Annotated in this window: 2 protein-coding genes; both read right to left on the bottom strand. The window is 56.8% G+C overall.

What is annotated here, in order from left to right:
* Positions 1 to 2: 2 nt before the first annotated feature.
* Positions 3 to 572, bottom strand: coding sequence for a phosphoesterase (locus SIB73_RS05795; RefSeq protein WP_413402189.1), 570 nt, complete (start codon positions 570 to 572; stop codon positions 3 to 5).
* Between the two features lie 659 nt (positions 573 to 1,231).
* A complete protein-coding gene (locus SIB73_RS05790) occupies positions 1,232 to 18,727 on the bottom strand; it encodes a hypothetical protein (protein ID WP_413402192.1) in 17,496 nt (5,831 codons plus the stop codon).
* Positions 18,728 to 20,597: the final 1,870 nt, after the last annotated feature.

Raw genomic sequence — 20,597 nt, 5'->3', positions numbered from 1 at the left:
CTTCAAAACTCAATGTGATCACTGGCAGGGTCGTACAGGGTGTAATCAGCCCCGGATCCAACACCGATCACGCTGTGTCTTGGCACCGGCTGTTCGTGCAACTGTTCACGAGTGTGATCTTTCACTCTTGATCGAATCTGCCCTCCGGTGAGCTGCAGTCGGAACTGACGTCCACTGCGCGCAGTGAAAAGTCGATTGACATCCAGGCGAGTGAGTCTGTCGAGAAGAATCAATGGTGAGGTCGTTTCATCGAGTTCATCGCCCACATCCGCTGAACTGCCGTGGATCAGGCCGCAGTCCAGTTCAATCAAGCCAAATTGCAGCGACGCCAGCCAGTTGAGGTGGTCTGTGCTCACTGTTTGCAGTAACCGCTGAATCTCAGAGTCATCGGACTGTCGATGTAATTCTTCGGCTTTGGCTTCTCCGCGGTAGCCATGCAGCGATAACAGTTGCTCTTCCTGCCAGCTGTATGGGTTCCTTTCTCCCCCGATAGGGTCATCTAGGGCGGGTCTCGCCAGGAGCACTAGTCCTGAACTCCAAAGGAACAGCTGATTTGAGTGATGCCAGGCCATCTGAGTGCAACTGAGGGCATCTCGTCGGTGGACCAAAGCTGGCCCTGGTGGCCGCTGCTGCCACTAAGGAGCAAATGCTTGCAATCGGTTTAAGGGGGTAATCCCTGAGGTGTCTCTGATTTGTTGTGCAACTGGGCGTGATTGTGGGCAACTGCTGATTCAGCAACTGCATCCAGTTTTCGAATGGGGTGATTGTGCTGATCAATCAGTCCACACTGAAGAAGCAGGTATCCCAACATCGTTTTCCCCTACTGCCTCTCGACCTTCACTGTCATGATTGCACCGGGTGCTGGCACGTACGCACGAAGGACTCTATAGAAGTCTTTGCCAGTGGGAATTCCGTATGTAGTCCCATTAACTTATTCAATGGCTTACCAGTGGGTATGAGGTCATTATGGTCTTTGCTGTCGCTTCCGCTCTATTGCCTCACACTATTTATGAGTTGACCAACCTGGTGGAACATCGCGCCTTGAAGTCGGGAGCGTGTTTCAGCGTCAGCCGAAAGAGAGCCATTCTTCTGAGAGGGTGTTAAAGCCAAAAAAGATCAATTTATTTTATAATCTTGTCGCGAAAAATGCTAATAAAAAACCCACGGCATGGCGTGGGTTGGATGCATTGAGTTTGTAGCTGATGTTGATGAATTGTATGTTGTATTGAATCTATATTGTAGTGATGAAGATATCGTCAGAGACCACAGAGGATCCAGCAAATGTGAGGGAGGATTGACGCTCCACGCCATCAATGATTGTGGAGAAGGTGGCGACATTGTCAACAAGACTGACGCGAATGTTTTCTCCGAGAACAATGCGATCTGATGTGGATAAGTCCAAGACAGTGTCCGCAGATCCATCCAATTGGTCAGCTGTGTAGTAGAGAAGATCAAAACCCTCACCGGTGGTAATAATGTCACTGCCAGCGCCTGAACGGATCAAATCATCGCCATCTCCTGAATCAATGAAATCATCATTGGCACCGCCTCGTATGAAATCATTAAATTCACTACCCGTTATCTCATCAGCCCCCGCAGCAGAGTTGAAATACACACCATTAATTGAAGGACTGACTCCAGCTGGAGCACTCGAAGCGATGGAACCGCCCCCAGCTGTGGGTGTGTTGAGGTCAAGCGGAGTTGGCGATGCCTGAATTCGGTCAAAACTAATCTTGACCGAAGATTCATTGGTGACACCTCCTTCTACTTCAACAATGGGTTGGACCCCATCTGAGAAAGTTTCAGGAGAAACTGTGATGAATTGTTCGTCATCATCCTGAGGAGGGATGATAAGAAGTTCAAACGATCCATCAACATCAATTACGGCAAGGTTGTCACTATTGAATGGAGTCTCACCGTCAGCGTTATCCTGCACGGGAGAGTCAGGCAGATCGGGTGTAATTGGTTCGGGATCAGGATTTGGTGTTGGCTCAGTCTCAGGAGTTGGCTCTGGCTCAGTCGCCTCGCCATAGGTGAGATTGGGGGTCCAGCGGATGTCGGTGAGCGCATCACCGGCATAGATCTCGAGCTGATCGACGAGATTGGCCAGATCGGCGGCGGAGAAGCCGGCGGGTGTGTTGATGGTGAGGCTGCGCTGATCGTCGCTGAGGGTGATCCAATAAGGGGCTTTGCCGAGACGGAATCTCGTGGCATCGCCATCGGGGTCGTTGATCAGGGCGTCGATCGGGAGTGTGATCGCCTGCCGTGGACGGAGGACCAGAGGATCCAGTGCAGCTGGCTTGAGGTTTGGAGCAGCGTTGAGCAGCAGGTTGTGATCGGCGCGCAGTTGGGCCGCGATGGGCTGGTATGTGCTGCTGTCGATGGCGATGGGATCGTCCTGAGGGTTGATGGTGAGCAGCTCGAGGCTGTCGATGCTGATCTGGAAGTCGCCAATGATGATGTCTAGGTTGTCGGGATCGCTGGCGCTGTCAAGATCGATGACGAACTGGTTGGAGCTGCCATCGGCGATGGAGCGGGCCTGGTCGGTGAGGGGATCCGCGCTGCTGGTTGGGCTGCCGCCAAAGAGGATGTCACCACGGGCCGAGGAGAGGAGGATGTCGCTGTCAGTGCCGCCAAAGACGGTGTTGGCTGAACCGGTGGTGGAGTGCAGGCTGTCCTGACCGGCTGCAGCGTCGAGGCGATTGCCTGAGGCAGCGATCAGGGTGTTGTCTCCAGCGTTGGCGGTGAGGCTGAAGCCATTGAGGCGGGTGAGGGTGGTGGAAGCGGCGCTGCTGTCCGGGACGTTGAGGAGTGTGGGAGCGGAATCAGGGAGTAGTGCGGTTGCGCTGGCCAGATCCACGCCTTTCCAGTAGGGATCCCAATTGAGGCTGGTGATGGTGTCGATGTTGCTGTCGCTTTCGCCGCTAATGGTGGTCTCGCTTTGCTGGGTTTGCGGGCTGGTGGTGTCTGAGCTGGTGGTGTCTGAGCTGGTGGAGGAGGGAGGGGTCTTGTCCAGACTGGCCGTGCTGGTTTCGGTGTTGCTGTCGCTGTCACCGCTGATGGTGGTGTCTGAGCTGGTGGAGGAGGGAGGGGTCTTGTCCAGACTGGCCGTGCTGGTTTCGGTGTTGTTATCGCTGTCGCCGCTGATGGTGATGTCTGAGCTGGTGGAGGAGGGAGGGGTCTTGTCCAGACTGGCCGTGCTGGTTTCGGTGTTGCTGTCGCTGTCGCCGCTGATGGTGATGTCTGTTATGGGTGCGTCGTTATTGGTGGGCGTCCAAGCATCTTTCAGGGCACGCCAGTCGAGATCGGTGTAGATGTCTGGCCAGGGGCTGTTGGCGTCTGGCTTGGTGTAGGCCATGACGGTGTCAGCGGTGGTGGCACCGGATGTGGCGGTGCCATGGCTGTCGCCATCTGAGCCATCGAAGGGGTGCTCCATGCCAAGTGTATGGCCTATTTCATGCGCGACTACAAAAGAGAAGAGCTCTGAGTTGCTACTGAGCGTGTCGGCATTGAGAAGCATTTCGCTCCATTGTTCGCTGCCGTTGGTGTTGTTGAGAACGATGCCATGAACGGCGCCTCTGGAGCCGCTGTTGATGGCGGTGTCGTAGTAGATATCGAGGTTGGATGTGGTGCTGTCGTCTGTATAGGTGAGGTTGAAATCGAGTTGATCGGCAAGGGTGTCGAGCGTGCCTTTGATGACGGAAAGTTCAACGTCACTGAAGGGTTTAGTGGTGATGGATTTGTTGTCAGTTTCGTCATTGCCCGCTGCGATCGCTACGCCAGCTGCGCTGTTGTGGATATAAGCCTTGAGGCTGGGTCGAACAGCCGGATTGGCTGGATCAAAGAGAAAGGCGTTGTAGGCAAAGGCGAGCAGGCCGTTGCTGCCGGTGCTGATCAAATGATCGATGTGAAGGGTGGATGTGATGTCGCCGTCAGTAGCAGGGAGGTTGCTGCCGTTTGTGCTGTTGAGATCGAGAGCTGTGGAGGCTGGGCCGGCATTGATGTAGAGCTCAGGGTTGGTGAGCTGATCAATGGAGAGGTTTTGGACAACGGCGAGATCCACCGAACCAAGGGACTCGGAGTAGTGGCTGATGGTGGTGCGCATGGCGCCGCCGTCTGCGGTGGAGGAGAAATCGAGGTGTTCAGGTCCGCGTTGATAAAGCTGGAAGCGATCGAAGGAAGAATCGAAATCGGTGATCACCAGTGGCGCCGCCGGCGACGGGTGCTCCGGGCTCGTGAGCACAAAGATGTCGCTGTCGCTGCCGCCTTGAACGAGTGAATGCAAGCGGCCGTTGTCGGTTGATGCGGCGGTGGTGGCATTGATGATGGTGTCATCGCCGGAGCCGGTGATCAGGAGTTGACCGCCGGCATGGAGAGTGACGTTGTCATCGCCGCTGCCGGTGTCGGTGCGGGCGTAGTGGGCATGGAGAGCGATGGTGTCATCGCCGCTGCCGGCGTAGGCCAGATCGTTTTGGCCGGGGAAGAGGGTGTCGCCGCCGGAGCCGGAGAGTAGGAGGTTGGCGCCAAGGCCCGCCGCTGTTGCCGTGAGGATCGATCCGAGTTGATCGTCGGCAGCGCCGGTGGTGAGGATCTGGCGTGAGAAGGAGAGGCCGTTGGCATCGCCCTGGTCGCTCCAGATGTCGGGGTCACTGGTGCCGCGCAGGGGCAGATCGCGTGGATCGGTTGCGGGGTCGATCTCCTGGCGTCGCAGGGCGACCGACGCGTTGCCTGAGAGGAAGGAGAAAGTGCCGTTGGCCGCAATGGAATCGGCGGTGCTGAGGCTCCAGGTGTTGTCCTTTTGCAGGCCGGTGAGGCGCGAGGCGGCCGGCATCTCCAGCAAGGTCTCTGCAGTGATTCTGGAGAGGAGTAGCGCACCAACGAGATCGCCGGCTTGGGCGTGGAAGCTGGTTTGCCCCGGTGCAGCGAGGATCTGCTCGGCATCGAGGTTGACGATCAGATCGGAGAGGGGCTCGCTGGTGTTGGTGGCTCGGACCCAGACCAGCTCGGAGTTGTCGGGGATCTTGGCCTCAAGCCCCGAGAAACGTTGGGGATTCGTGCCCTCCAGGCCCGCTACCAGTAGCAGAGGCATGGAGGTAGCCTCCGCAGCGGCCTCGGCGGTGAGGGTTGGGAGCAGAGAGAAGGAGACCTCACCATTAACGGTCTGATCGCGGTCGTAGATCCCGCCATCGACGGTTGTGAAGGAGACGATCCGATCGCCGCGTTCGCTGAGGGCCTGCGGCAGATCCGTCGCAGGCGTCAAGGTGAAATCGCCTGAGCCTTGATCAGCATCCTCGAGGGTGATCCAGGCGCCGGCTTTGTTTTGAATCAGAGCGGTGCTTGCGCGTGCCGCATCGTCTGGCGCCAGCAGGGAGAAGAGCATGGGGGCATCGGCTTCTCCATTGGCATCGAGATCAAGGGATTGAGCCGTAATGTCGAGAGGATCGGTGTTGAACAGCGCCAGGTTCTGGTCTGCATCGGCCGGTAACTGGGCTGGGTCAACGGGTGTGGTGTCCTCGGCGATGAAGGCTGCCGTGGCGTTAAGTGCGCTCAGCGCATGGGTGCTGCTGCTGCGCGGGCCACTGGCCTGCTGGGGGAGGAGCGTGAGATCCAGCTGAACAGACTCCTGGAGGTTTTGCTGGAGCCAGGTGGAGGATTGTCGCTCCAACTCGCTTTGGGGGTTGAGCGGAACGGCAATGGTTTGCCGCAGTTCACCAGGCTGGAAGACCACCTCAGCGTGGAAGGGGGGAACGAGATCGGCGGTATCGCCGACGGTTTTGGCGATCAGGCGCGTGGTGCCTGTGGTGTCACCGCTGCGGGTGAAGGTGTAGGTGATCGAGGAGGCGTCACGGTTAACGGTGGGTGTGGAGGCGGCGATGGAGATGTCTTGATTGCTGCTGAGGAGCAGTTCGTCCGAGCTGAGTGTGGGCGTGCTGCTGAGCAGCGGTGGCTCTGTGGTGTCAGCGTCGGTGACCTGAGGTTGTGTGGGATCGGTAGGTGTGAGGTTGGTTGTGAGGCCGGGATCGATGGAAACGGAGATCCAGCCCGGCGCCATTAGGGTCTGGCCGCTTGCGGCTGAATAGAAGGAGATCCAGGAGGTGTCGGTGTCGTCGAGGTACTGGATGTCGGAGAGGCTGAATTCGGAGCTGAGGGTGACGCGGTCGTAGCGGGAGGCCACGGCGTCGGCCATCTCGGAGCGCAGCTCCTCAAGGAAGACCATGGCGTCTGTTGTGGCGCTGAGATCGGCAGTGAGCAGGGCCTGCTGATCGGCGGAGAGGGAGCCGGGCTGCTCACTGTTCTGCTCGCGCAGGGAGGTGATCCATTGCTGGCTGAGGTCCGCAATCGAGCTGTAGCTGTTCTCCACCAGGAGGGAGAGATCGATGAAGTTGCGGGCCTGAACGGTGAGGGGTGGCTCCTGGCGGCTGTCTGTGTTGGTTGTGTCGCCAGCGGGGAAATAGGCGGGGAAGAGAGTGGGGAACTCGGAGGCCAGGGTGTTCAGTTGCTGCTGGACGCTGTCCTCCAGGAAGATCTGCTCCAGCTCGGAGGGTGCAGCGCTGTCGCTGGTGTCGCTGGCGGTGCGGCGTTCGCTGAGCCACGAGTCGTAGGCATTGGATAGGGCGACTGGGGTGAGGAAGAGGTTGTTGGAGGTGTAAGAGGCGAAATCATCCGCCAGTTTGGAAATGATTGCGTTGAGCTGGGTTTCAACAACCGAGAGTGGTGTGGCTTGATCGGGGAACTGGAGGGCATAGAGGGCCTGATCGAGCTCTTGAAGCTGGAGGGATTGGTTGAGGTCCTTGAGCAGCGAGGTGTCGCTGATCACTCCGGCTGAGAGGGTGGCGTAGTTGGCGGAGGTGGTGGCGATGAGGGCTTGCTGCTCGGCGGTGAGTGCGGCGTCGGTGCGGTACTCCTGCAGGCGCTTGAGGATGGTTTGAGCGGGTGTGAGCGGGTGCTGATCACCATCGACAAACAGATTGCCCTCACTGGAGGTGATGGCGGCCAGAGCAGCGGCGTTCAGGATGAGGTTGTTGGCGCCGTAGTGCTCCAGAGACACCGATTCAATGTTGTGAATGCGGTTGGCGAGAGCGGCAAAATTCCAGGATTGATCGAGGCTTCCGCGCAGGGCGAGGGCGTCGGTGCCGGTGCCGCCATTGACGGAGCGGAACTGATCGCCCGTGACGTGGATCAGATCATTACCGGGTCCACCATTGATGACATCAAGGCCGCCGAGGCCCTGGATGATGTCGTCACCCGCAAAGCCAAAGATGTTGTCATTGACAACGGTGCCTGTGAGGCTGTCGGAGTAGGGAGTGCCGTCAATTTCAGTGGCATCAGGAATCACAAGGTCCTGATTGCCGTAGAGGATATAAGCGCTTTCTGTGGCGAGGTTTTCGCCTGGATTGGCCTCGGTGTTGATGTAGAGATCAGCGAGGCCATCGCCGTTGAAGTCGTTGGTGTTGCCGGTGCCATCGATGCCATCAATGGTGTAGCCGGGAATGCCAGTGAACGAATCCACGTGAACCCCTTCTGGAGCAAGCGTGAGATTGATGCCTTGGAAACTTGCAGAGTGGTTTGGATTTAACTTGTCAGAGTTATCAAGACTTAGTGAATCATAATACCGGCTGTTTGGATTGTAAAAAGTGTCATTCGTGAATCTGAATTTATCGCCGTCGCGAATCAGGATGCCGTCTTTGCCTGATACTTTGTCAATGTAGATATCGAATTTATAGCCGTCCCAAAAGCTGCCCTTGCGGTAGTCGCCCTCAGGAAGAGCCTCTCTATACTCGTAGATTGAATTCTGGGTGCCAGCCACTCCAAAGAAGCTGCCGAACCAGTTGTTGTAACTTCTGGCATCGCCGAGATCTCGGTTGCCGTAGAGAATAAAGGTTTTGCCCTTCTCGTCTAATTTGGAATCTGCAATGAGCAGGTCGTCAAAACCGTCGCCATTAAAATCGCTTCCGCCTTTGATTTGGATGTTTTCAAGGGAGGTGAAGTTGGCGTAGTCCTCGAGTGAGCCTTGCTCGGTTCTTTTTTGGTAATCAAGGAATGTCTCGGTTGAGCCAAGAATAATGGGGCTCAGGCTCCAGTAGCCAAGTGCATTGGAGCTGTTGCCCCAGATGATGTAGGGGGAGTTGAGATGAACTTCCTTGGTGGATTGGCCTTTAGCGCTGTCAGGCCAGTTGTTAATGTAGCTTTCTCCTGTGTTTTCGTAGAAGCGTCTTAGGTCGGCTTTTTTTAAGTTGTTGCTAGAAAGATCGAGATAGGCATCATCCTCTCCTCTGTACTCCCAGTTCCAGCCACTGCTGAGCTGGCCAAGGGCCACCATGTCCTCGTAGCCATCGCCATTGAGGTCGCCAACATTCTGGGCAGACGAAAGGTCTAAGCCATCAGGTCCGGAAATTGGCTTATCAATATTGAAACCGATGGCTGCTAAAGCATGGGCTCCAGGTGCATCGCCAGACCATGCGCGCGACTCCAGGGCAAGTTGATCATTGCTATCGACACGAATGGAATCAACTTGATAGCGCTTGCTAATTCCTTTGTTGATAATTTGAGGTCTGACGTCATTCGATCCTCCCGTCATCGTGTTGTAGCGCGAAGCGCTACCCATGTTCAGAGTCAATGATCCACCAGATGCACCATCGGGGTTGGGTTGATAGCGTGCGTAGAGGCCATATGTCATTAAATTTTGATACCAATGTGACCCATCTCCGTTGTAAGGGTAAGCAGAGGATTGCTTGGACTCGTTCATTTGTTTGCCCATACCGTCGTAATCCTCGCGGTTGGGCATATCCGCAATTTGGCGAATAGTGAATTGGTTGAACTGATCTAATTGCTGGCCATTCCAATAAACTTTGACGCTGTCAAAATATTCATTGACTTCAATGGCAAGCCCATCGAGGTTGCTTGCATTATCTGCTCCAAATTTAAATTGTTCGCTTCCCAGGTGGAACCAGGTAGCGTCAGCTCCAATGTCACCTTCTCTTCCCCGAATCACTGCTTCTCTAGGTTTTTTAGCCAGGAAGAAGCCAGCGGGTATTTTTATTTCAAAGGCTTGATTGCTTCTAACGTGGTTAAGAAGCTCTTTATCGCCGAGTGGAATACTGACGCTGCCGTTCTGCCGCGTTGCGTTAGCCACGTCTCTTCCAGGAGGACTGGTTAAGGCGAGCAAGGGCTGGTTGCCATAGCCAGCATTGGTCGTCGCTAAATAATAGTCGTTCTGAACAAGGTCTTTAGCCAATGAGGCATAGCCCCACAGGACGCTCCCCTCTGGTAAGGGCCCCTGGCTGGCATGCCATGACGTGCTCGCGTTGTTGACGTTGTTGAGATTGAGTCGCTGGCTTAAGGGCAACAGTCCGTAGCTATTGAGCTGGCTCAGGTCAAACAAAAGGGCATGGCTATCGGTTTTGCTTGATTCGGAGGATGTGAGCAACAGCTCTTGATGGCCATCAGCGTTGCGATCAATCAGTCGTGCTGAGTAGGTGCTGGGATCGATGACGGTTTGGTTTGTGGCATCCAGCAGCGTGATCGAATCGTGGCGGAAGATGGGGTACTGGCCGGCAACGAAGTTACGGAAGCTGGCACCGGTGCCCGGAGAGATCTCGTCGTCGAGGTATTGGCCGAGAGCCAGGAGGTTGTCGTAACTGGTGGCGTCAGGGTTGCTGCTGAGGTTGTTGAGTGGTGTGAGTTGCTCGGCAAGGGTTGCGGTGAAGCTTTCGATGCTGGCGCGATCGTCTGTGCTGAGTTCCGGCGTTTGGGAGAGCAGTTGTTCAACCCAGCGTGAGAAGAGGTTGCCGATATCGAGTGAGAGGTTGTCGGTGTTGGCGACGATGTTGACCAGGCTGCCGTCGGCAGTGCGTGCCAGGGAGAAACCGCTGATGGTTGCAGCAGCGGAGGGCAGGGAGCTGAGCAGTGGCGTGAGGGTTGTGCTGGGGGTGTCGTTTTTGAGAGAAAAGCCCTGGGGAAGCGCAGCCGGGGTAGCGATGGAGGCGTTGGCGGAGCCGAAGGTATAGAGCACCTCACCAGCGGCGCTGATGCCCTCGAGTTGGCCGGCGTTGCTGAGTTGCAGATAGCGGAAGGGACTGTCTGGACTGCTGAGCTGCTCGGGGGGTGTGAGCTTGATCAGGGAGCTGGTGTCTGCCGTGAAGGGCACCAGTTGCGATAGGGCAGGTGTCAGGAATTCGCGGTTGTCAAAAGCGATGCCGCTGGCGGAGGCGAGCAGGTTGGTGCCCGGTGTGCTGCCGAGTTGGCGTTGCGCGTCGATGAGATCGACGGAGAAGGGCTCGCCATTGGCATCGCGCAATGCGGCCAGGGAGAGGATGGTGCTGCTGTTGGACCCATTGCCGTCTGCGGTGGCCTTGGTGATGAGGAAGTTGCCGCCGGGCTGCATCGATGCGGTGAACTGGCCGTTGGGCGATTGCAGGGCCTCACCGGGATTGAGCGCTTGATCGGCTAGCAGGCGGTTGAGGGCTGGCTTGGAGGAGGTGGAGCGGGTTTGGAAGGTCTCGGGGACGGCGTATTGGGAGAAGGCGTTGTTGGAGAGCAGATCACCGCCGAGCAGCACCTGGCTGGAGGGGAGTGTGGTGCCTTGAACGGTGAGGGCTGAGGGAAGAGCGTTGTTGCTGTTGGTGGCACGGGAGAGGACCGCGCCGGGGAGCAGCAGCTGGCGCTCCCCGAGGACGGGATTGGTGGCTGGTGCCTGGTAGATCACCTGATTGCGCGGATCGCCGGTGATCAGCTCAGGCGCGCCCTCTGCATTGGTGGTGAACGCCGAGAGCTTGAGGGTGCCGTTGGGCTCGAGCGCCAGCAGGAGATCACCAGCAGTAGCGTCGTTGGCTGCAGTGAGTTGGAAGCTGTTGTCAGCACCGAGATAGCGGGTGGGTTGATTGTCTGAGACCAGAGCAAGGTTGCCGCCGCTTTGCAGCAGCAGCTGATCGGCGATCAGCGGCATGGCGGTGGTTTCAGGTGCCTGGGTGATCAGCGCGGCATTGGCGCTGCTGGCCTGGTCTGGCGAGAAGAAGATCGATTCATTGGGCAGGAGATATTGGCTGATGCCGATTTCAGCGGTGCCAAGCGGTGCGGTGTAGAGGGTCTGATTGAGAGGGTGAGCATCGCTGTCATCGAGGAGCTGGATGATGCCATCGGCGCCGGTGGTGTAGGCGGAACGGCTCAGGGTGCCGTTGGATGCGAGGGCGAGGAGGTAAGAGGAGTTGGTTGTTGTTGCAGTGTTGAGAGGATCCAGCGACCAGATGGCCTCGTTGTTGGTGTTGTAAGCAACGAGGTTGCCGTTCTCCTTCATGGTGAGGCGGCGGATGATGCCACCAGCGATGGGTTGATCCGGGCTCCAGAGAATGCTGCCGCCGGGAGCGGAGAGCTGAAGGGGGGGATTGGTGGTGAGGTAATGCGTTTGGCCGCTGCCGAGAGCAAGGGTTTCGCCGGGGAGCATGTAACGGGTTTGGCCGCTGCTGCTGTCTGATTCGGCCTGGTGAATGACCTGATTCAGTGGGTAGGTGGCATCGCTGTCATCGAGGAGCTCGATGGTGCCATCGGCGCCGGTGGTGTAGGCGGAACGGCGCAGGGTGCCGTTGGGTTCGAGGGCAAGGAGGTAGGAATAATCTCGCGGTAAATTATTATTGAGGTCGCCATCTTTCGTTGGGTTGTTGTTGTCTCCGAGGGCCCATGCAACGTGTTGAATTGTTTTGGTGTAGTCGGCTCCTGCTCGGGTGCTTGATGTCACGGTGAGGGTGATATTGCCATCGGCTTGCATGGCAAGCACTGGATCGCGATGGTTGAAGCTGCGGGATTGAAAGCTCAATTGCGGCTGCCAGATGGCTTCACTGCTGGCTTGATCGATCAGCTGCAGGAAGGCATTGCTTTGATCAGAGAGCTGCAGGGCAAAACCGGAGTCGGTGTTGCCGTTGGCCGAGAAGCCGAGTTCGTAGCCCGGTTGGATCAAGGTGGTGTCTTGTTCGGCGCTCCAGAGGAGGGCATTGCCCGGGCCTCTGAGGCTGAGAACTCCATCAGCATTCAGCTCGAGCGCGTAAGAGGGCGTTGACTCGGTATTGAGGATCAGATCGCCGATGCCATCGAGGTTGAGATCGCCGGCGCGATGGACCGAGCTGATGCGAGCGTCTGCAGAGGTGCCGAGTTGAACGCCGAATTGGTTGGTGAGGTTGAGGCCATCGGAGCCGCCGGTGCCGGCGTCACTTTGGTTGGGATTGGCCTGACTGTTGCCGCCGTAGGAGATGCCAAAGGCTGGGGACGAGGCGACGAGGCGATTGAAGGCATCGCTGAGGCCATCGCCGTTGATGTCACCAAGGAAGGCAAAGCTGCTGTTGGCTTCCTCGGAGTTGTTGGGCCTGCTGACCTCGTAGCCGTCAACGCCACCGAGATCCTGCAGATTGAAGCCACCGATCTGATTGAGGAACGGCTTACCGGCGACGACGTTGAGGGTGGATCCAGCCGATGAGGTGGGAAGGATCAGATCAGCGAGTGGATCGATCTGGGTGCCATAGGCTGAGTTGGGTGTGTGGAGATTGGCGGTGAGCAGCGAGGTGCCGAGCTGCTGGCCCTGGGCAGCTGAGTAGAGGGTGAGAACGCGCTCGACGTCCGGGACATCGAGGTTGATGGAATAGCTGGTGCTGCCTGAGGTGGCCGTGGTGCCAATGGCGGTAAAGCTTTCGGCATCGGAGGCGATGGTGGCGATATCGGGAGCGCCAAAGATGACGTTGACGCGTCCGGACTGGTTGTCAAAGAAGCGATCACCGATCACCAGATCAGCGCTGCCATCACCGTTGATGTCGCTGCCGAGGGAGAGGGCTGAGCCGTATTGCTGGGTATCCGCACCGCCTGAGATGCTGAGGGTGGCATCGAGTGCGGCGGAGCGAATGGTGCCGGCTGTTTCGATGGTGCCGTTATCGCGAGTTTGATCGGCGATGCCGTAATTGGTGGCGGTGGCCTGCTCAAACCAGGAGCGGATGGTGGCGCCATCGATCAGGTTGACCTGCCCGTTGCTCCAGCTGACGGAGGGCAGGGCGATGGCGAGATCATCGATGGAGTTGCCGGTGAGGGAGTCGCCTGTGGCCAGAGCCGAGCCCGCGGCGGCAGGGCCGCCAAAGCGGGTATCTCCGATGAGCAACACCTTCTTGGCTTGATCGGCGCTGCTGCTGCTGGCGAGACCGCCACCAAGGAGGAGCACACCACCGGAGTTTGCTTCCTCGGGGTCATCGAGGGTGTTGTCGTCGTCTAGATCGAGAACACCCTCCTCGCCAGCGGGCCACTGCAGACCGGGCGGGAGAGTGATGGCTTGATCGAGGACGGGCTCGATGGCATCGGCATTGATGCGGCCCTCGCTGGTGACCAGTTTGGGGTTGATGCCGGCGAGCAGCTCGGTCTGGGTGATCAGGCCGGGGATACCGATGACGAGATCAGCGACCTGATCACCGCTGAAATCTCCGTCTTTGGAGGTGATGGCGAGGGTCTGGCCAAAGCGGCGCGGTGTGACCTCAGCGCCGTAGTTGACATTGGCGAGGTACTCGAGGGCGCCAGTGATCAGGGGGGTGTCGACATCGATGATGTCTTGAGTTGCAATCTCTCGACGGAAGAGATCAGGGTTGTTGGCGGCAATGGTGTGAACAGCGCCAACGCTGTAGCCTTTTCCGTCCGGGCCGTTGGGGTTGTAGTCGGCATAGCCCTCAACAGCTTTGTCGACTGGCGCGTAGAAACCGGGTGCACCGATGGCGAGGGCGTTCGTGCCGCCGGCGCCGATGGCACCAAAGGCCAAAGCGGCGCCGAGTTCCGAGGAGCTGGCGCCCTGGATGACGCGGACGTGGTTGTGAAGTGGGGAGTCTGGTTTGTTGAGATCGCTGAGGTTGAGGCTTTGCTTGTTGAGCAGGGAGGTGGCGAGATGACGGCCCTCGATCAGGATCAGCTCGCCGTGGATGTTGGAGCCGTCGCTGTTTTGGGCCTGAGAGGCACCGATGATCAGCTCGGGGGTGCCATCACCGGTGAGATCGGCAAAGAGAACCGAGGAGCCAATGGATTGCAGATCGCGGCCCTCAATGATCAGGCCTGGTAGGTCGACGCTGTTGAGTGCAGCGCTGGGAGCGGCGATGAAGTCGTCGAGTTGCTGAAGCTTTTGCTCGATCTGATCGGATTTGGCGGAATTGTTTGGATCGCCGACCGGGAGGAGCCAGAGCACACCGCGGCTGGTGCCGTTGCCGCCGATGCCGTGTAGTGAGGGGTTGGCGATGGCGAGCAGATCAAGGCTGCTGTGGGTGGTGTTGACGCCGAGGTTGTTGAGGCCGGATAAGCGTGCATGGGCGATCGATTCGGCGTAGGTCTGTGGAAGCGGCGCCTGGGCGTTGGGATCGTCTGATGGAGCGGTGTCGGGGAGTGAGGGTTCAACGGCATTGGCGAGCAGGGCTTGGAAGCCGTTGCCGATCTCCATCAGCGAGCGCGGCAGCGTGCGGGTGACGTTGGCCTCGATGCGGTTTCGGTTGTAGTAGCTCGAGAGGATGGAGCTGGGGTGTGTGGTGGTGCTGCTGGTGAAGGCAACGGTGTTGGTTGGTGAGATCAGCTGACGCACCGCCATGACATCACTGCCGGTGGCCTGCTGGCTGGGGGAGCTGATGTAGAGATCGAGGGAGGTGGCGGTGAGGATGTCGCCGTCTTTTGCGTTTGCGACGGGAACAAAGAGCTGGAGTGTGGCGGTGTTGTTGAGAACGGTGTAATCAAGGTCGGTGCCGCTGCTGCCTTGATTGAGCAGGGCGTTGTCTGCCAGAAGGGCTAGAACCGAGCCGCGTTTGTCCTCAGGGATGGCCACGGTGTCGCCGCTTGCATCGCGTTGAAAGAGTCGTCCGGCGCCGAGGGAGAAGGTTTCGCCGTTGGAGAGGTTGATCCGAAGACCGCGGAGGCGGCTGGCTGGAGCAAGGTTATTGAGGGCGATGGTGGAGGTGAAATCAGCCTTGCCATCGGGCCGGAGGGTGGTGGAATCGCCGGCGGCGGCAGCATCCACGGGGCCCGGGTTGATGGCTGAGGGGATGGTGGAGGGGATGTAATCGATCTTGCGGAAGGTTTCGGCCTCAGCCCAGGCCCATTGATGATCGTTGGTGTTGAAGTTGCCAGTGGATTGGAAGGTGGCTTCTGTGGCGCTGTTGGGATTGACGTAGCGGCTGAGCTCAAGATCAGAGAAGGTGCGCGCCGTTGAGGTGAGCGGGTTGTCGTTGAGGATCAGCTCATCGAGGGACCCTGAGAAGCCGTAGCCGAGTTGATGGTCTGTTGAGAGGAAGGGGAAGACGGCGGGGTCTTGGGGATTGTCGATGGCCTGAGCCTGGAGCTCGCCACTGATCCAGAGACGTGCGGCAGAAGGGAGCACTGAGCGGGTGATGGCTTCACCGTTGTCGTCTGTGGTTGTGATTTCGACTGGATCGAAGCTGGCATCAGGTCCGTAGCTGATGGCGACCTGGCTCCATTGCTCGGGGGTGATCGCCGCGGAGAGGGTGAGGGGATCGCCGGAGGGGGTAAGCCCGTAATTGAAATCAACAAACTGATCACCGTTTTCGTCGATGCGCTGCCGCAGCGACCAGCCGGGGAGCTGCAGAGTGGTGATCGCGAGATCTGGCTTGCTGTCGAAGGTGATCAGCTCGGCGGTGGTTTTGTCGTCCGTGCTGTCGTCATTGGTGGCTGGATCACCCGGTGAGGCGGCATCAGCTTCAAAGAAGGTGGTCAGGACGGCCTCGTCGTTGCCTGAGGAGAGGGAGGTGAGGCGCGCGTCAGTATTAAGGGAAAAAGAGAGAACGGAATCGAGCAGAGTGTTGTTGAGCTCGATGGTTTTGCTGAGCGCTGCTTGATTGCCGCTGGCTTCTTTTTCAAAGGAGACGGAGGTTGCCTCAGAGAAGAACGCGAGATTGAAGGGTGAGAGGCCTCTGCCGAGGCCGGCGTCATCGATGTCGGCAAAGCTGTTGGCTGGGAGATAGACGGTGTAGCGGTAGCCGTTGACGGTATCGGTGAGGGGGGTACCGGCGTCATCGGTGCGGGGATCGCCTGCGTCATCGAGGCGAGCAACGGCTTCTGTGGCGGCAACGCGGCGCAGTTGAATGGGAAGCGAGAGCTGCTCGGCAGTGGGCAACACTGCATCGGGATTGAAGAGACCGCTATCGAGGATGGAGGCAATTTGCGGCGCGGCATCAGCAGAGCTGGGGCTTGCGGCGTCGGGTTTGACGTAGAGGATGGCGGAGAAGCCCGTGGCCGGATCGCGGTTTGGATCGAGCAGTTCATCGGTGCTGCGGCCGGGCAGCAGGGCGTATTCACCGCCTGAGAAGGCCAGGCCGGGGTTGAGATCACCGGTTTGATCGGGTTGAGGATCCTCGGCATCGAAGGGCCGCTGCAGGGCACCGGCGGCGGAAGCGATGGGCATGGAGGAGAGTTGGCCCAGCCAGCTGCTGGAGACGGCAGAGAGTTCATTGCCGCTGATGATGACCCCGTTAGCGATCAGGGCATCGGGTGCGATGTTGGCGATGGTGCCCTGGGAGGGCAGATCATCGAGGCGGTAGTAGGTATCGGGGTTTTGAGCAAGCGCAGCGGCCTGGAAGGGGCGCTGGGTGCGCAGGCTCCAGGAGAGAATCGGCTGATCGGAGATGTAAGTAAGCGAAAGATTGGTGATGGCATCGGCGGTGAGGTTTTCTGCGTTGATGCCATTGGTGACCGGGATGGCGCTGATCTCACCCCAGGAGACGCCATCAGCAGCTTTGCCGGTTGCGACCTGTCCGATGCGGACATGGATTTCAGCGTTGCTGCCGCCCTCTGGGGTGTGCACCCAGGCAGCGAGCAGTTGATTGTTCTTGCCGTAGAGGGGAGAGATTCCGGCGTCTTGAATGGCAAAGAAGGGCTGGAGGATGCCGCTGGAATTGCTGCCGCCCTTGCTGGGATCCGAGAGGAGCTGGGGATTAGAGAGCGTCCAGTTGTTATTGGAATCAGATTGGCGGTAGGAGAAATAGATCGAGGAGTCTTTCAGCAGCGCCTCAGGCAGCAGGTAGAGGTCGCGGGTGTTGGTGATGAAGTGTGTATTGGCGTTGGAGAAGAGCAGAGCGGAGGTTTGTTCTTGATCGGTGAAGAAGAGATTGGCGGAGGCTGAATCAAAGCTGTAGCCATCCACACCGGGGGTGTAGACGTCATCGGGGTCGATGAAGGAGATATTGCGCCAGCCTGAACTTTGGATGAAGTTGTGAACTTTCAGCGGAAGGTTGAGGCCGAGATTGTTGGTATTGGCGAGTGACTGGATGGTGTCTTTGTCAGTCGGGCCGCCCTGGGTGTAGGAGAGGATGGCATCGGAGGTGTATTGGCCATTGATGAATTGGCTTTGGTGGCCGCCGATGTTGACATCGGTTTCATCGACGTAATTGAGATCGAGGCTGGTGCGGGTGAGCAGGTTGAGTTCAAGACCTGAGCCGATGCCACCGATCTGGTTGGGAACCTCGATCAGCACTTCAGAGCTGGTGGAATCCGGGGAGCGGTTGGCGCCAAAGGAGCCGACCTGCTGTTGGAAGAGGGGCGTGGCGGAGGTGACGATGCCATCGGTGACGATGACGCGGATGAGGGCGTAGGCGCTGCTGGCGGAGCTGGCGGGTGTGCCATCGGGCGTGATCGCTGCAGTGAAGGCACCGGAATCACCGAGGAAATACCCAGAGCCGGCCTGGCCTTTGGGGATGGCGATGGCGGTGATGGTGCCATCGGCGTCGGTGGAGAGGGAGAGTGTGGCGTCGGAGCCGTCGGCTGAGCGGGCGGTGAAATCGGTGAGCTCGAGGGTGGCGGGCCAGCCGTTGGATTCAGCGGTGGTGTAGAGAACGGCCGAATCAATGGCGCCGGAGGGAGTGCTGTTGGTGTTGAGCAGCCGTCCGCGCACGGTGACGGTGGAGGAGCCGTCGGAGGAAGGAGCGGAGAGTAGGAAATCCTCAGTGGAGTTGGTGATGGAGCCGCCGCCATCTGTGATCACAAAGGCGGTGGGATAGGGGGCAACGGTTGGCGTGGCCTGATTGATGGTGGAGGAGGTGGTATCACCCAGGCGATAGGCACTGCCGAGATCGTCACGGAGGACAGGAGCGGCGGCATCGGTGCTGGCGATCATGCCGGTGGGCGGCACGACAAAGTCAGCAGCGGCGGGAGTGGTGGTGGAATAGCGGAGAGAAAGTGTGGGAAGGGAGAGATCTGATGAAGCCCCTGAAGTGATCAGGGATTGATCGATCTGGAAAGGGAGAGCAGAACCGGGCTTGAGCTGATAGAGATCAGCGAGATTGATGGAGACGCGATCGGAAGCAGCAGAAGAACTGGACTCAACAGGATTGAGGGAGATAGCGCTCAAGCCATCGGCGAGGGGGACTAGATTTGGCTGGAAGGACTCAGGATCAATGCCGGCAGTGATCAGCGCACGGGTATCGAGGAAGAGTCCGAGATCGGATGAATCGGAGGAGAGTGAGAGATAGAAGGAGCGGAGATTGCCGTTGTCATCCAGCAGCTGGGAGCGTTGCTGTTCTGTTAGATCAGCAGAGAGCAGAGGAATCGTGATAACTCCGTTGCTGCTGAGGGAGAGATTCGAAGCAACAGCTTGCGACTCCGTTAATGCCTGCTGGAGTGCTGATTGCGTTTGATATTCAATCTGGTCTCCCTGAAGGGTTACCAGTTGATTGCCACTGAGATCAGTTGAGTTTGCTGCCAGCAGGGGCGTTTGGTTATCCAAGCCGGCACCGAGGGCAGATCGCAATGATGCTGAGATTGCATCATTTTCAAATAATGAAAAATTGAAATCAGCTCCGCCTAGATTTACGTTCCATAATTTTTTTCTCTTTGAAATTGTCCCTAAGGAGTAGAACCAATCACCTCTAGAGGCGAATTGAGTCTCAATATCGCTCCCAAACAATTTGCCTCCATACAACGTGCGGGCCATGATTCCGCCACTGACAGCACCGTTCAATAATTGAGCCGAAGCAGATATCAGACTTTCAAACGCGTATCCAAATCCCGTTTTGGATTCTTGCCAATACTGGTCGTTATATGCAGACGAGGAAGCAGCAAATTCAGGCCTGGCTGCAAGAAAGTAAGGCCAATCTGCAAGTATTCCGGCCACGACGCTTGCAATTCTGAAAGCTCTGGAGGCTGCTTGGATTTTTGCGGTATTATTAGCAGAAGATTCAAGATTAGGACTATTTACATCGACTGTACCTAATCTTATAGCTGAGATTCCTTTTGTGGTTTGGCCGATTTTATCGACCATTCCAAAACCCATCTTTAAATAATATGCAATGTCGATAAAGTTTTTAACTTTCTCGCTTTGATTCGCGTAGGAATTTAAAATTGATGACGTTAGGTTTTCGTCCCACTTCCCCGCTATTAGTAAACGTTCAAGGCTTGGAATATCGCCATCCTCCTTAAGCTCAGAAAATTCGCTGATGGCCCCCAGCCTCAGCTTCCCAAGGATTTTCCCGTTGAAAGAGAGGATCGAAGCGCCACTGCCTTCGCTAAGCTCTTGCGATAAAAGACTAACTTCCCCTATATTATTACGTTGTGAATTGGTTATATAGTCGAGTGAAATTTCCTTTTCATAGCCAAGGGTTAATCCTATCCCGGCAAATCGTGTAATCGATGATGGGGCAGGAGAGGGTGATCTTCCTGCGGATGCCAGGGGCTGATATTCGTAAAATTGTGATTTATCGGCTTCAAATGAAATTGATCTAATTAGATTGAGTGGGAAAGGGGAGTTTGGAAAGACTCCTGTTGTTGATGATACTTTGAATCCGAGAAAAGCATTAGATCTGTCTGAGTCATTTCTTAGCGATACTTTTAAAGAGTGGCGACCTTTGTCAAATTTTTTATATTCTACTTTCTCAGTGGGTTCTACAAAGCTTTGGCGTTTAGCGTTAGCCATGTTCGCCATATTGGAGCCGTTGAAATTTGGAGATATATTGGAATTAATAATGCTCCCTCTCACGGAGCCTTGGCTGACGGTAAAAACAGTACTCTCAGAGTTTCCAGTCCATCGGGTATCGCGTTCGCTTGGTGTTTCTTCTCTTAATTTCATATCATAACGGTTTGGATTTTTAAAACTAGATTTAATTTTTCCAAAAAATGATTTGTTTGCTTGCGATTGCTGTTTTCTTATCCTATTTTGTTCGATGAGTGAGTTAAGAAGTCTTTTTTTTGAGACGCTTTGGATGTTTATCGATTTACCTCCCAACAAAAATGAAAGTGTGCTGTATGTTTTAAGCAAGCCTGAACTATCTGACGTTGGCCTTCTGATGCGTGATAACCCGAGATTTGCTTGTACGGTTAGTTCTGGAATGACGCCATTTAATTTATCTCTAATTGTTTTTACATTGATGGGTAATATGTCAAGCAAATTGACTCTTGCTGTTTGTTCTATTCCTCGAAAAAGCGTGTACGCGTTCGATGCGCTAGGAATCATGCCATCGCGGAGATCTGGTACATCGCCCGTAAACGGGTCTTCCGTAAAGCGGGTTTGAGCCGCTTGATCCATCGTGTTCACGGCTTCCACATTGCTGCTCGACAAGGCGCCATTTGCTGAAAAATTGCGGAAAATATTGGCGCCTTGC

Source organism: Synechococcus sp. MIT S9509 (genome assembly GCF_047303035.1).
Lineage (GTDB): Bacteria > Cyanobacteriota > Cyanobacteriia > PCC-6307 > Cyanobiaceae > Synechococcus_C.
The sequence above is the reverse complement of the archived record's forward strand: the minus strand, read 5'-3'. Positions and strand labels throughout refer to the sequence as shown.

Bases quoted from the DNA above. Each gene is read 5' to 3' on its own strand.
- SIB73_RS05795 (WP_413402189.1), bottom strand. From the start codon at position 572: ATGGCCTGGCATCACTCAAATCAGCTGTTCCTTTGGAGTTCAGGACTA.